At 31.9% G+C, this 14,667-nt stretch carries 11 protein-coding genes; 2 read left to right on the forward strand and 9 right to left on the reverse strand.

Features of this window, described 5'->3' with window-relative positions:
• Positions 1-98: 98 nt before the first annotated feature.
• Complete coding sequence (locus RN605_RS08900) at positions 99-542, reverse strand: nucleoside deaminase (RefSeq protein WP_313324306.1); 444 nt, start codon at positions 540-542, stop codon at positions 99-101.
• A gap of 37 nt (positions 543-579) precedes the next feature.
• Here RN605_RS08900 and RN605_RS08905 point away from each other — a divergent pair, with 37 nt between their 5' ends.
• Positions 580-2,355: a 1-deoxy-D-xylulose-5-phosphate synthase gene (locus RN605_RS08905; protein ID WP_313324307.1), complete on the forward strand. Its 1,776-nt coding sequence runs from the start codon at positions 580-582 to the stop codon at positions 2,353-2,355.
• 37 nt (positions 2,356-2,392) lie between these two features.
• Complete coding sequence (locus RN605_RS08910) at positions 2,393-3,340, forward strand: DUF3078 domain-containing protein (RefSeq protein ID WP_313324308.1); 948 nt, start codon at positions 2,393-2,395, stop codon at positions 3,338-3,340.
• Here the strand turns inward: RN605_RS08910 and RN605_RS08915 are convergent.
• The 8 genes from RN605_RS08915 to RN605_RS08950 all read right to left on the reverse strand — a co-directional run bounded on the left by RN605_RS08915 (position 3,337) and on the right by RN605_RS08950 (position 14,640).
• A complete protein-coding gene (locus tag RN605_RS08915; RefSeq protein ID WP_313325817.1) occupies positions 3,337-4,671 on the reverse strand; it encodes a deoxyguanosinetriphosphate triphosphohydrolase in 1,335 nt (444 codons plus the stop codon). The two genes, RN605_RS08910 and RN605_RS08915, sit on opposite strands and share 4 nt — an antisense overlap.
• A gap of 46 nt (positions 4,672-4,717) precedes the next feature.
• Positions 4,718-5,170 (reverse strand): GNAT family N-acetyltransferase, encoded by a 453-nt coding sequence (locus RN605_RS08920; protein ID WP_313324309.1) that lies wholly within the window; start codon positions 5,168-5,170, stop codon positions 4,718-4,720.
• Between the two features lie 2 nt (positions 5,171-5,172).
• Positions 5,173-5,397, reverse strand: a complete 225-nt coding sequence (locus tag RN605_RS08925; RefSeq protein WP_313324310.1) for a hypothetical protein — start codon at positions 5,395-5,397, stop codon at positions 5,173-5,175.
• Between the two features lie 91 nt (positions 5,398-5,488).
• The gene (locus tag RN605_RS08930) at positions 5,489-7,921 is read right to left on the reverse strand and encodes a ribonucleoside-diphosphate reductase subunit alpha (protein WP_313324311.1); all 2,433 of its coding nucleotides are present in this window, start codon (positions 7,919-7,921) and stop codon (positions 5,489-5,491) included.
• A 119-nt stretch (positions 7,922-8,040) separates the two neighbouring features.
• Positions 8,041-9,018, reverse strand: a complete 978-nt coding sequence (locus RN605_RS08935; protein WP_313324312.1) for a ribonucleotide-diphosphate reductase subunit beta — start codon at positions 9,016-9,018, stop codon at positions 8,041-8,043.
• Between the two features lie 333 nt (positions 9,019-9,351).
• Positions 9,352-9,879 (reverse strand): hypothetical protein, encoded by a 528-nt coding sequence (locus tag RN605_RS08940; RefSeq protein WP_313324313.1) that lies wholly within the window; start codon positions 9,877-9,879, stop codon positions 9,352-9,354.
• A gap of 70 nt (positions 9,880-9,949) precedes the next feature.
• A complete protein-coding gene (locus tag RN605_RS08945) occupies positions 9,950-13,348 on the reverse strand; it encodes a hypothetical protein (RefSeq protein WP_313324314.1) in 3,399 nt (1,132 codons plus the stop codon).
• 38 nt (positions 13,349-13,386) lie between these two features.
• On the reverse strand, positions 13,387-14,640 hold the full coding sequence (locus tag RN605_RS08950; RefSeq protein WP_313324315.1) for an aspartate kinase: 1,254 nt from the start codon (positions 14,638-14,640) through the stop codon (positions 13,387-13,389).
• Positions 14,641-14,667: the final 27 nt, after the last annotated feature.

The following is a 14,667-nucleotide window of genomic DNA, read 5'->3' on the forward strand; positions in this document are numbered from 1 at the left end:
TTTCTTGAGTAACTTTCCCTCAATTAAATACATAACGTTAAAAGTAGAAAAAAAGTATATCGAAAAGATTTTATTTTAAGAAAAAAATTCTGTCTAAATTATTTCCTTCTTGACGCAAAAAATTTTATCATTAATTCAGAAGCTTGTTCTGCCAAAACACCTTGTTTTACTTCTGTTTTTGGATGTAATTGCGTTCCTAAACTCATGAATCCGCGTTGTTCATCTCGAGCGCCAAAAACAATTTTAGAAATTTGACTCCAATACAAAGCACCAGCACACATTTGGCAAGGTTCAAGAGTCACAAAAAGTGTACAACCTTTTAAATACTTTCCGCCAATAAAATTTGCCGCTGAAGTTATGGCTTGCATTTCAGCATGTGCCGTAACGTCATTCAATAATTCGGTTAAATTATGAGTTCTTGCTATGATTTTATTATCAATTACAATTACAGCACCAACAGGAATTTCTCCTTTTTCAAAAGCGATTTCGGCTTCTTGCAACGCTTTTTTCATAAAATATTCGTCTGTAAAAGGATTTTCCATAAAACAAAAATACGATTTCAATTCGTACATTTGTCTCATGTCAAAAAAATTACTTGAAAGCATCAATAATCCATCCGATTTACGAAAATTGGAAACTGTTCAATTGCCTGAATTAGCAAAGGAATTACGCGATTTTATTATTGATGTTGTTTCGGTAAAAGAAGGTCATCTTGGTGCGAGTTTAGGAGTTGTTGAACTAACAATTGCTTTGCATTATGTTTTTAATACCCCAAATGATTTATTGGTTTGGGATGTTGGTCATCAAGCCTATGGACATAAAATTTTAACCAGACGAAAAGAACGATTTCATACTAACAGACAATTAGGCGGAATTTCAGGTTTTCCTAAACGTGGTGAAAGTATTTATGACACATTTGGCGTTGGTCATTCTTCTACTTCAATTTCTGCTGCTTTAGGAATGGCAATTGCTTCAAAATTGAAAGGTGAAAAAAGAAATCATATTGCGGTTATCGGTGATGCTTCCATTGCCAGCGGAATGGCTTTTGAAGGATTGAATCATGCTGGTGTTACTGATGCTAATTTGCTGGTAATTTTAAATGATAATGCCATTGGAATTGATCCAAGTGTTGGTGCTTTGAAAAACTATTTAACTTCAGTTAAAGAAGGTAAAAATCCGAAACAGAATAATATGATTAAATCTTTGAATTTTGATTATTCTGGTCCAATCGACGGTCATGATTTTGATGCTTTGATTTCTGAATTGGAACGATTGAAAAAAGTAAAAGGCCCAAAATTTTTGCACATTATTACTACCAAAGGGAAAGGTTTACAACAAGCCGAAAAAGATCAAGTAAAATACCATGCTCCAGGAAAATTTGATGCCATAACAGGTGAAATTATTCCAAAATCGGAAGAAAATCTACCAATGAAATTTCAAGATGTTTTTGGGTTAACCTTAGTTGAGTTAGCCAAAAAAAATAAAAACATCGTCGGAATTACACCCGCAATGCCAAGCGGAAGTTCGATGAAGTTTATGATGGATGCTTTTCCAGATAGAGCTTTTGATGTTGGCATTGCCGAACAACATGCGGTAACATTAGCCGCAGGAATGGCAACTCAAGGTATGATTGTTTTTTGTAACATCTATTCCACTTTTTTACAACGTGCTTATGACCAAGTAATTCATGATGTAGCATTACAAAATCTTCCTGTTATTTTCTGTTTAGACAGAGCTGGAATTGTTGGTGAAGATGGTGCAACTCATCATGGTGTTTTTGATTTGGCTTATTTGAGATGCATTCCTAACATGATTATTTATGCACCAAAAGACGAATTAGATTTACAAAATATACTTTACACAGCTTCATTAGGATTAAATCATCCAATAGCAATTCGTTATCCTCGTGGTAGAGGAAAAATTCCAAACTTTAAAATTTCAAAATCAAAATTTCAAAAAATAGAAATAGGTAAAGCACATTTATTGAAAAAAGGAACTAAAGTTGCTGTTTTGTCTAATGGTTTTATTGGAACTAATGCATCACAAGCTATTGAAAATCTTTCAAATAAAAATGATTTTGCCCATTATGATTTTAGTTTTGTAAAACCATTGGACGAAATGCTTTTACATGAAATTTTTGGAAATTTCCATCATATTATTACAATAGAAGATGGTGTTGTAAAAGGCGGATTTGGTTCTGCCATTTGTGAGTTTGCAATAGCTAATAATTATACAAATTCTATCAAAAATCTGGGTATTTCCGATGCTTTTATTGAACACGGAACTATAGAAGAATTGCAAAAAATATGTAAAATTGACGTTAAAAGTTTAGAATTACTTTTTTCTAAATATTGAAAAACCGATTTTTGCCAAAAATTTAAGTATTAGCGCAATGAAATTTTTTAAGTCAAGTTTATTTCTCCTAATTTTAATCATTTCATCTACAACTTTTTCTCAAGAACAAACTATTCCAAAAAAAGATTCCATCTCGTTTTGGAAACAAAAAAATACCGTTGGTTTAGACATTTCACAAATTGCTTTTGTAAATTGGAATGCTGGAGGTGTGAGTTCAATTTCGGGTTTATTAAAAGGCGATTTTATTAGAAAATACAATAAGAATAATCTAAAATGGGTAAACGAATTAATCATTAGATACGGAGTTAATAAACAAGATGGAATTGAACTCAGAAAAACTGATGATGCTATAAAATTCAACTCAACTTTGGGATACAGAAAAGATACTTTGACTCATTGGTATACAACTGCTAAATTTAATTTTAGTACTCAATTTACAAATGGTTATGCATATCCAAACACTACAAATGCAATTTCAAAACCTTTTGCTCCGGCATATTTTTTCTTAGGTACTGGTTCTGAATACAACAATAAAGCTGAAAAATTCTCTGTATATATTTCGCCTTTGACTATGAAAACCACTTTAGTTTTAGACCAAAAATTAGCCAATCAAGGAGCGTTTGGAGTTAAAAAAGCAACTTATGATGTTGACGGAAATTTGCTGACTGAAGGTGAATTATACCGAATGGAACTTGGTTTTTTGGTAACTAGTCAATACAAAAAAGAAGTTTTCAAAAACATCATTTGGGAAAATAGAGTTAGTCTTTATTCTGATTACATCAATAAATTTGGAAATATTGATGTTGATTGGCAATTCAAATTTGATTTAGTGGTAAACGAATATGTAAAAGCCAATATTGGAGCTCATATTATTTATGACGATGATATTAAAGCAACAGAAGAACTGAATGGCGAACAAATTACTATTGGTCCAAAAATTCAATTAAAACAAATGCTTGGCGTTGGTTTAGTTTACGATTTTTAAGCCGTAACTATTTTATTCAATTCCAAGGCTTTCCCATCTGTTAACAACGAAATATAATGACAAATGTGAAGCAATCGCTCATAAAGATTATCTTTCTCGAGATGATGTTTTTCTGGAAGAATTTTTAATAATAATTTGTCGTAGTTCGTAGATTTTCCTTCGTGATTATTATTGTAAGCAGTAATGAATTTATCCAATAAATTATTTATGATTTGGTAGCCCGAAAGCTCTTTTTCAATCACTTCTCTACTTTGATAAATGTTTTTTACGCTCAATTTAATAATATCATCCATTTGTGCCTTGTATTTGCTTTTATCCGTCAATGCAAAGTGAAATTTACCTTGCATAATTGCTTCCTCATTTTCTAGAAAAACACGAACGGCATCGTTAATTAAGTTTCCAATTGCCAAAGCACGCAAATAACTAATTCGATCTTCTTTGGTTGTTAAGGTTTGGTATTTCTTTGTATCAATGGTGTCTTTTACTAATTTTATTAAATATTCCAAAGCATAATCTTCGGAAACTAAACCAAGGTTAATTCCATCTTCAAAATCGATAATAGTGTAACAAATATCATCGGCAGCTTCTACTAAAAAAGCCAACGGATGACGTTCAAAACCAATATCGTTTCCTGTTTTATTTCGAATTAAACCTAATTCTTCAGCAACTTCTTTGAAAAAAACGGCATCACTTTGAAAGAAACCATATTTTTTATCTGAAATATTTTTAGTTGGTTTTTTTGGCAAACTTTCTTTCGGATATTTCATAAAAGCACCCAGAACTGCATAAGTTAAACGCAAACTTCCGTCAATTCCTGGTCGTGAACTTGTCAAAACTGAAAAACCGTTTGCATTTCCTTCAAAATCAATCAAATCTTGCCACTGTTTATCGGTTAACTGACTTTTAAACTGTTGTCCTTTTCCAATGGAAAAATATTCGCCAATGGCTTTTTCTCCCGAATGTCCAAAAGGCGGATTTCCTATGTCATGTGCTAAACATGCCGCGGCAACAATTGCACCAAAATCATTCGCTTGAAAACCGTGAACATCGTGTAAATGTGGATATTTCTCAATGATTTTTTTACCAACTAATCGTCCTATTGAACGACCAACAACTGAAACTTCTAAACTATGCGTTAAACGTGTGTGCACAAAATCGGTTTTTGATAACGGAATGACTTGTGTTTTATCTTGTAAACTTCTAAATGGTGACGAAAAAATAATTCGGTCGTAATCTACTTCAAAACCTAAACGTGTGTCGTCTTGCTCTATTCGTAAACGTTTTCCTTTGTCGCCTTGACGTTTTAAAGATAAAAGTTGTTCCCAGTTCATCATAAATATTAGATTTCAGATATTAGATGTTAAATGTTAAAGTAGTTTATTTTAACGATTTCTTCATGCAAACGCTATTTTCTACTCCAATGTATTGACCATAATTTTCAATTATTTCATAACCCGATTTTTGATATAGATGAATAGCGTCTTTTTGCAAATGTCCTGTTTCAAGAATTGCTATTGTATAACCTTCTTCTATTGCCCAATTTTCCAATTCATTTAGAATTTTAAAACCAATTCCTTTTCCTCTAGCTTCTGGCAAAGTGAACATTCTTTTTATTTCAACGGTATTTGCATCATATTCTTTATAAGCGCCAATGCCTACGGGAATAGTATTTTCATAACAAACCAAAGCATTTTTTAATAAACTAGACTTATTAAATTGTGCATAAAAAGCATGGTCTTCACCGTCAAGAATAGCTAAATAAGCATCTAATTGTGCAACTAATGCATTAAAATCAGAATTATCAGAAGTGGTTCTTTTTAGCGAAAACATTTTTATTCCTTATCGTTTGACAAAAAGAAGTTTTTGGATTTCTTAGGATATAAATTATAGCTTTTATCACTTGGGTTTTCAATCACCGATTTGATGTTTACTTCATCGCCAAGCTTAAAGTTTTTTATGGTATATTGATAATCCAACAAATATTCACCGCAAAAATAATTGCCGTGTTCGTCTTTTTCAATAATTCCAGTATAAACTCCTTTTTTTTCTTTTGCCATTTTTTTCTATTTATGCCAAAGGTAATTAAATGAAAACAGCCATCCTTAATGATAGCTGTTTTCTTTATTACTTATTTTTATTCATTTCTAATTATGAGCCACACATTTCACAATCATCGCCACCGGTTCCGGCTGCATTTCTTGCTCTTTCTATCATTGCAGCAAAATCTTCAGCAGTCATTTCTCCATTTTCAACCGGTGCAACAACTTCTACAGCAACTGCTTCAGGTTTTTCTGCGATTGGTTCTGCTTTTTTATCATTGTTTAATGTAAATTTAATAGCATCAACCGCTGCTTTCGTTCTCAAGTAATACATACCTGTTTTTAAGCCCGATTTCCAAGCATAGAAATGCATTGATGTTAATTTTGCATAGTTAGCATCTTGCATAAACAAGTTTAACGATTGCGATTGGTCAATAAAATATCCTCTATGACGCGACATATCAATAATATCTTTCATTGACATTTCCCAAACTGTTTTGTACAATTCTTTCAAATCATCAGGAATTTGGTCGATATTTTGAACCGAACCATTATGACGCATGATTTCTTGCTTCAACGTTTCGTTCCACAAACCTCTTTCCACTAAATCGTATAACAAATGTTTGTTTACCACAATAAATTCCCCTGATAATACACGACGAGTATAAATATTTGAAGTATATGGTTCAAACGCTTCATTATTTCCAAGAATTTGAGATGTTGAAGCAGTTGGCATTGGCGCTAATAATAACGAGTTTCTAACACCATTTTTCATTACTTCTTTACGTAAACTTGCCCAATCCCAACGACCGGATAAATCTTCGTCTTTTAATCCCCAAAGATTGTATTGGAATTCACCTTGTGAAATTGGTGAACCTTCAAAGGTAGAATATGGTCCTTCTTCTTTTGCCAATTCCATCGAAGCTGTTACCGCTGCAAAATAAATTGTTTCAAAAATTTCTTGATTCAATTGTTTTGCTTCATCGCTTGTAAATGGCATTCTCATCATGATAAAAGCATCTGCCAAACCTTGAACGCCTAATCCAACTGGACGATGACGTAAATTTGAATTCTCAGCTTCTTTTACTGGATAGTAATTTCTATCGATAACTTTATTCAAGTTACGCGTTACTCGTTTAGTAACATTATATAGCAATTCGTGGTCAAATTTTCCATCTTCTACAAACATTGGTAACGAAATCGAAGCCAAATTACATACTGCAATTTCATCTTCAGAAGTATATTCCATGATTTCGGTACACAAATTTGAAGAACGAATGGTTCCTAAATTCTTTTGGTTCGATTTTCTATTTGCTGCATCTTTATACAACATGTATGGCGTTCCTGTTTCGATTTGCGATTCAAGAATTTTTTCCCAAAGTTCACGAGCACGAATAGTTTTTCTTCCTTTTCCTTGCGCCTCATATGAAGTATAAAGTGCTTCAAATTCATCACCATAAACATCATACAATCCTGGACATTCGTTAGGACACATCAACGTCCAAGTAGTATCTTCTTCAACACGTTTCATGAACAAATCGGATGTCCACATGGCATAAAATAAATCACGCGCACGCATTTCTTCTTTTCCGGTATTCTTTTTTAAGTCTAAGAAATCAAAAATATCTGCATGCCAAGTTTCAATATAAACCGCAAAACTTCCTTTACGTTTTCCACCACCTTGATCAACATAACGAGCAGTATCATTGAAAACTCTCAACATTGGAACAATTCCGTTAGAAGTTCCATTTGTTCCACGAATGTATGAACCTGTTGCACGAACATTGTGAATTGATAATCCAATTCCTCCAGCTGATTGCGAAATTTTTGCTGTTGATTTTAACGTGTCATAAATTCCATCAATACTATCATCTTTCATTGACAATAAGAAACAAGATGACATTTGTGGTTTTGGTGTTCCTGCGTTGAATAATGTTGGCGTTGCGTGTGTAAAGAATTTTTTAGACATCAAGTCATAGGTTTCTAAAACAGCATCTAAATCATTCAAGTGAATTCCAACCGAAACACGCATCAACATATGTTGTGGACGTTCAACAATTTTTCCATTGATTTTTAACAAATACGAACGCTCTAAGGTTTTAAACCCGAAATAATCATAATTAAAATCTCTGGTATATATAATATGTGAATCTAAAAATTCTGCATTTTCTTGAATTACTTTGTGGACTTCTTCCGAAAGCAAAGGCGCTTTCAAATTCGTTCTTGGGTTAACATAATGAAACATTTCATCCATCGTTTCAGAGAATGATTTGTTGGTGTTTTTATGCAAATTAGAAATAGCTATTCGAGCCGCAAGTTGTGCATAATCTGGGTGAGAAACTGTCATAGAAGCAGCTGTTTCAGCCGCAAGATTATCCAATTCAGAAGTAGTTACACCATCATACAATCCTTCGATTACTTTCATGGCTACTTTTACTGCATCAACCATTTCATTTAAACCATAGCACAGTTTTTTAATTCTGTCTGTGATTTTGTCGAACATTACGGGTTCTTTGTGTCCATCTCTTTTTATTACGTACATAATTTTGGTTTTTTGAAAATAGAAAATCCCTTCTCTATTTTCGAGTTAGTGTTTTGTTTTTGTTAATCCCTTAACTTTATGAAGCTTTCGCCTCATAAAAAATCTAAAAATTGAAATAATTAAAAATCGGCGTCGAAACTAATTTTTTGGTCATCCGTATCTTTTGACATAACGCCAGCTTTTTGATATTCAGCAACACGTTTTTCAAAGAAATTTGTTTTCCCTTGCAGCGAAATCATATCCATGAAATCAAAAGGATTGGATGCATTGTATTCTCTGTTGCAACCCAACTCAACAAGTAATCTGTCTGCAACAAATTCTAAATATTGTGTCATCAAGGCAGCGTTCATACCAATCAAACTCACAGGAAGCGACTCAGTAATAAACTCTCTTTCGATGTTTAAAGCGTCAACAATAATTTCTCTGATTCTTTCTTTTGACACTTTATTTACCAAATGATGGTTGTGTAAATGAACCGCAAAATCACAGTGAACGCCTTCATCACGAGAAATTAATTCGTTAGAAAAAGTTAATCCTGGCATTAAACCACGTTTTTTCAACCAGAAAATAGAACAAAATGCTCCTGAAAAAAAGATTCCTTCCACCGCTGCAAAAGCAATTAATCTTTCAGCAAAAGAATCTGAACCTATCCAACGTAAAGCCCAATCCGCTTTCTTTTTAATAGCTGGAAAAACTTCTAAAGCATTGAAAAGTTCAGCTTTTTCAGCTTCGTCTTTTACGTAAGTATCAATCAATAACGAATAGGTTTCGCTATGAATGTTTTCCATCATGATTTGAAAACCATAGAAGAATTTTGCTTCTGGATATTGAACTTCATTTACAAAATTCTCTGCTAAATTTTCATTTACAATTCCGTCTGAAGCTGCAAAAAATGCCAAAATATGCTTAATGAAAAACTTTTCGTCAGCACTTAGTTTGTTGTTCCAATCTGATAAATCTTGATGTAAATCAATTTCTTCAGCAGTCCAAAAACTTGCTTCCATTTTTTTGTACCAATCCCAAATATCGTGGTGTTTTATTGGAAATATTACGAAACGATTTTTGTTTTCTTGTAAAATTGGCTCAACTGACGTCATCTTTTCTAATTTTATTTGGGTGATTTTTTAAATTCTGTGTGTTACAAAGATTGTTATTTGAAACGTAAAATGAAAGTCAAACTTATTCACAAATCGACTTAGTTTTTAACAAATCACCTGTTTTTTGGTTAAAAATTACAAAATCATAATTTATTGATATTCAATATTTTACAAAATAAAAAACTCCCTTAAACCGCTAAAACAAAGGTAAATAAGAAAATCCTTTCGATGAAATTTTAACACTTTTTGTGATTCAAAAACTGATTTTTGAAAACATAAAAAAAGTGCAAAATCCAAAATTGAACTTTGCACTTAAAATTAATTTGAAAATAATTAATCGTTTGGTAAATACGTTTTATTTCCGTTTTTATTTATGTAATATTTTCCACCTTTTGGACCTGTGTAAACTTTCTTACCTTTATAAGTTCCAGTTACTTTATCCTTTACTTTTTTCTCGGTAGCTTTTGACAAAACAGTTTCTTTTAAATCCTCTTTTTCTTCAGCTTCCGATTTTTTAACCTTAGTTTTAGCTTCAACTTTGTTAGCTGCAGCTTTAGCTTTTCCTTCTGCAGAGTTTACTTGTCCAGTCGCTGAAGCATTATTAGACTTGACTTCTTTTCTAGCTTTAGAAACTTTTTTATCGGTTTCTTTTTTTGCTTTGGAAATTTCTTCTTTTGCTTCTTTTACTTTTTTGTCTTGATCTTTTTGAGCTTTAGTGACCTTTTTTTCCTGATCTTCTTTCGCTTTTTCAATCTTTTTTTCAGTTTTAGCTTTTTCTTTTGCAACTTTTTCTTTTGCAGTTTGAGCAAAAACGGCATTTGAAAACACAAATACCACACACATTAAAATTAGTTTTTTCATAATTAAAAGTTTTACTTGATTAAAAGTAATAATTTATCTTTTACAAAAACCAACCCTGAATCAAATTAAGCTAAAAATAAGCTCTCAACTGAATATTTCCTGTATGAATGGTTTGACTGGTTTCGGTTTTTCTTCCTTGATAGTTGACATTTACATCTAAAAACTGTGTCAAATTCTTTTGAAGTAACAAACGCCAAGTGGTGTTTTTGCCTGGTTGCAATCCTTCAAGCATTTGAAAAGCAACAGGCGATAACGCATCGCCAGTAAATTGATTTTGATAAATAGAAATTTCTCCATTAACTGTAAAACGTTTGTCGCTTGCATATGAAAAGGAAGTTCCAAATCGACTTTGATTCAACTTATCCAGATTTCCAATTTGATTTTCTTTGTTTTGATATTCATAAAAAATATCCCAACTCGCATTATTATTGAACAAATAGGAAACTTTTGGATTGATTTGATATGCTAAAACCTCAAAATTTCTACTTGAATAATTCTCAGAAGTTAATAAAGTTTCTGTTCTTTTTGTTGAAAATGAAAACAACCATGTTTTCTTAACCAAATGATTGTATTGAAGCTGATGCGAGTTATTTTCGCTTTCTTGTGAACCAACAGAAAGCAAACTTTTCACTCTGTTGGAAATAAACGTATAAGTTGTTGAATGTCTTTGTTTTCCTCTGTTGTAAAACAAACTATTTCTAAAACTTGTGTTTAATCCTAGCAAATCTTCATCAGAATTTGAAAATGGATTTAAATCGAAATTGCTTCCATTACGTTGAATTTTTCTTTCTATTAAAAAGGATGTTTGATTGTAGAAATAAGAAGCAATTTTCTTGAAACCCGTTTCATTTTGCCAAATATTTGGATTAATGGTTAATGATTGAGAAAATTTATTTTGATGTGTTCGCAAGAAAATTTGATTTGGCAAAAACACTCTGACGTACTTTGCCTGGTCAGAAAATGGCGCTACTTCAAATTCTTCTAGTTCCTGAATTCCGTTGACATTATAATCGTTCCAAGTGTAAACTCCTTGTCCTGGTTCGACTTCTAAATAGGTGAATTCTTGTTGAGGAATTGTTCCTGAAGTAGTTTCATATGCTGTTGTAGTTTGCAAAAACTGATTAAAAAATCGGTCGTTATACAAAATTCTTGAATTTAATGACGGTTCATTTGACCTTGTTTCATCTGTATATTTTAAGTTTCTATAATTCACAAAAACAGACAAATCACTTTTATCGGTTTGAATTAATTTTGATTTTAAATAATAGGAATCCGAATGATTTACTTTTCGTAGATAACCATTTTGCAAACTATCGTTTACACGATGTAGATAACCCAATTCTACAAAAACTTTAGTACTGTCGCCACGACCAACAAACGCTCCATATTCAGAAAAACGTTGACTTAATGCCGAAAGTTGGTTGGTAATTTTATTCTTTTCCTGATTGTCTTCCAAATTGAAAACTCCGCCAATCCAATTCTTTTTAAAATGGTATCTGGCTTGCGATTGATTTCGAGCAAAAGTAGAATTAGCTATCGTTCCACTACTTTTTAAGTAACTTCCATTTTGAGAAATATTCCAATTATTTAACTTAAAAAACCCATTAACGCTATGTCTATTTCCAGAAAAACTGTTGCTAAAATTGAGGTTTTCATATTGATACGTCAATTTCCCTTTTTCTGGAAGAATAAAATCCAAACCATTGACTAGCAAACTTTGATTCCCCGAAAACGTGGTCAAATTCCAATCACGATTAAACTCAATATTAAATAATCGTTCTATGGTTCGGAAATCTTTTTGAATGAATTGATAATTTCCAAAAGCATCGATATTCCATTTTTTGGTTAATAATCGTTGTTTGAAATTCAACTTTCCTGCTAAACCTTTGTTATTATCATCATCAATATTTGAAAACAAATTCAAATCATTATTACTAACACCAACTTCAAAATCTACTAGTGTTTTTTCGTTTGGATTAAATTTACCCAAAACCGTTGCTATTTGAATTTTTGTTGGCGCTACTAATCGAACTACGGGTTCATAATTTCCTTGTGGAACGCCATTAATCGGTTCTACATATTGAAAAATTTTACCAATAGATGCCGAATTCGAAAGTATATAATTACCAAGATTATTTCCAATCAATAAAAACTTAACATTATACAATTCGTCATCTGGATTGTTGGAATACTCAAAAACCTCAACACCATTAATAATAACTTTTTTATATAGAATTTTATTTTCGGAATAAGTGTCTAAATAAGCTGATGGCGCATTCATCAAGTTTACATCATCACCAGCATTTTGCAAAACCTGCACTTGTTCGGCGGAAAGATTTTGTTGTAACGGTTGGTTTTTTACATCATTTTCAGAATACAAATAACCGCCTAAACTCCATTTTTTAGCTTCATGATTTGCTCCAGCATACGTTACAAAACGAGTATAACTTCTATCGGAATATTGATATTCAATCACAATACGCATTTCAGAAGTTATTGGAAATAAAGATGTGAACGTTACTTCACCCGCATTATAATCGATAACATAATCATTGTTTTCGCCACGTTGTTTCAAAATTCCATTAACATAAACTCGCTCTGAACCCGAAATCACCAAAACATATAATTCGCCATTGTTTCCTCGCAATTTATAAGGACCTTGATTTCCTTCTTGACCAGTAAATGAACTTCTAGCATATTGTCCGCGAACTATAGCCGCAGCAGCAAAAACATCAGTTTTATTTTCTTCGCCACCAAAAGTAAAATGAGTAGAAAGTCCTTGCACTTTTTTGTTGAAATTTAAAAAGCGTGACTGTCTGTTTTCAAGAAATAAATCTCCAGCACGAATGTTCCATTTATCTGTAAAAAGTTCGATGAAAATTTGGTCAAATTCATCTAATTTTTGAGAATAACCGCCATCTTGCAAAGGAATATTGCTGTCTTGAATAGAAGCACGAAGCGAAACTTTATCGGATATTTTTCCTGTGATTTGTAAATCGAGATTTGATGAAACCGATGTGTTTTGATTATTCCCTACGGTAACACCACGAGTTATGCTTCCCGATGTATTCAATCCATCAAAAGGAATGAATTTTTTAACCTCACGATTGACTTTATAAAGTGTTCCGTCTTCATTTGGAACAATTAAATTGTCATCGTAAACACTATATGTTTTTGTTAAAAAATCAGGGTATTTTAGATAACGAACAATTATTGTATCTGAAACTGGAGCATTTTTATTTAAAATAATTTTACCAGTTTGGAAATCAATTTTATAAAAAATACTGTCTAAAGCAACGCCATTTTTAGTTTCTAATTTAAAAAACTCTGGATTGATACTTACTTTTTCGATTTCAATTGTATCCTGCGAAACAGCTATTTTCTTGGTTTTATATAATGAATTGATTTCCTGAGCCGAAAGCTGGAAACAATTTATTAAAAGAAACCAATAGAAAATCTTTTTCTGCATACATATTATAAACGAAAAAAAGTCAAGTTAAGTATGATTTACTCTTTAGTAACCAACTGCAAAGTTTCTCTAGAAATTTGTTTTAGTAAAACTGTTTTGTCCTTTTCAACCATTTTTGCTGCTTTTTCATCAAAATGTCTGATAGTATAAAGCGACATGTTTTCATTATACGAAACTTTGAATTTTTTGGACAAAATAGTTTTCAATTCATCAAAATTTCCAAATTTATCTTCAACGCAAACCGAAAAACTAATGGCTGTGTTTTGAATCAAATTTACCTTTATTTTATAATCGTGAAATAATTTAAAAATCTCACTGATATTTTCTTCCATGATGAATGAAAAATCAATAGATGAAAGTGAAATCAATAATTGATTTTTCTTTAAAATAAAACAAGGTGTATGCGGTTCTAAATCGGCTCCTTTTGAAACACTTGTTCCCGGCAATAGCGGATTGATAAACGATTTTACGAATAATGGAATTTCTTTTCTTTGTAATGGTTGTAATGTTTTTGGGTGAATTACTGTTGCACCATAAAACGCTAACTCAATAGCTTCGCGATACGAAATTTGATTAAGCAAAGTAGCATTTTCAAAAAATCGTGGATCGGCATTCATCACTCCCGGAACATCTTTCCAAATAGTTACACTTTCAGCATTTAGGCAATATGCAAAAATTGCCGCCGTATAATCGGAACCTTCACGACCTAAGGTTGTAGTGAAATTATTTTCATCAGAACCTAAAAATCCTTGCGTAATATTCAAGGCTTTTTTCTTTACTCCTTTAGAAATGTAACCTTGTGTTTTATCCCAATCAACGGTTGCATCACGATAGTTGTTGTCTGTTTTGATAAAATTTCTAACATCAATCCAATTGTTTTTCAAACCTGTATGATTAAAATAATGACTTACAATTGTGGTTGAAATAATTTCTCCATAACTCACAACTTGGTCGTAAACAAAATTATAATTTGGCGATTTATTACTTCTGATAAAATATTCTAAATCGGCAAAATGACTATTTACTGCATAGAAAACTTCGTGATCTTCATCGTCAAACAAATCCATTAAAATTTGGTTATGGTACTTTTTAACTTCTTGTAATGAAGAATGTAATTCTGGAGATTTATCAAAATAATTTTTGATAACAACTTCCAAAGCATTAGTTGTTTTTCCCATTGCAGAAATTACTAAAAGTGTGTCCTCATGACCTACTTTTTCTAAAACACTGTACACATTTTTTATTCCATCAGCATCTTTAACTGATGCTCCACCAAATTTGAAAATTCTCATTTTTCTATTAAAATTTATAAAACTGTA

The sequence above is a fragment of the Flavobacterium sp. PMTSA4 genome (assembly GCF_032098525.1).
Classification (GTDB): domain Bacteria; phylum Bacteroidota; class Bacteroidia; order Flavobacteriales; family Flavobacteriaceae; genus Flavobacterium; species Flavobacterium capsici.